Source organism: Phocaeicola fibrisolvens, from assembly GCF_025567125.1.
GTDB lineage: Bacteria > Bacteroidota > Bacteroidia > Bacteroidales > Bacteroidaceae > Phocaeicola > Phocaeicola fibrisolvens.
In genome coordinates, this window is sequence record NZ_JAOQJI010000106.1 from 1 (window position 1) to 711 (window position 711).

Annotated in this window: 1 protein-coding gene; it reads left to right on the forward strand. The window is 38.1% G+C overall.

From position 1 onward, the window contains the following. Positions 1 to 295: 295 nt before the first annotated feature. Positions 296 to 661: a hypothetical protein gene (locus OCV81_RS17705; RefSeq protein WP_148331135.1), complete on the forward strand. Its 366-nt coding sequence runs from the start codon at positions 296 to 298 to the stop codon at positions 659 to 661. Positions 662 to 711 lie beyond the last annotated feature (50 nt).

Genomic DNA, 711 nt, shown 5'->3' on the forward strand with positions numbered 1-711 from the left:
TGAACGGATATAAAATTGTGCTTTTAAAGGCTATTTTTATGCTTTATAGGCTACCGGAATGTGAACGGGTATGCTCCGGAATATGCACACTTTTTATACATCATGATAATCAGTATATTATAAAAGCCAATTGAATTCTATTACGAATCTAAGTTGAATCAATCTAAATAACAGAGTGATAAATATGTGAGTTATTAAAATCAAAATCATTATGAACTTAAACTTCCAAAATTGGCGTATTGACTAGCATGGCTCTTTCCCATACCTTCGTGCTAAACTTAAAACTTGAAAGATTATGTTTAGCGAAAAAGACTTTGAAAGACTGTGGTTCCTATACAAAACCGAGGGTGAGCCCAAAGGAGTTTCCATCAACTCATTCTGTATTAGCAACAACATTCCTTACACGGCATTCTATGACTGGTTCAAGAAGGCACAGAAGAAAGTTGTACCTGTAGAAGTGGAAGGAATTCCGGAAGAGTTGATTCGGACAGGCAATGAAGAACGGCAGGATGTTGCTAAAGACAAGCCCAAACGTACAACTCCCCATAAAGGAAGCATCATGGTGACGATAAAAACACGTGAAGGCTTGTGCATTCAGAAGAAAGGCTTAGACTATCAGGGGCTGAAAACGCTGGTGGAGAAACTGGAGGGCTTATGCTAAGTATTAACGGACTGCATAACTTCTATTATCTTCCTGAACTTCACGATATG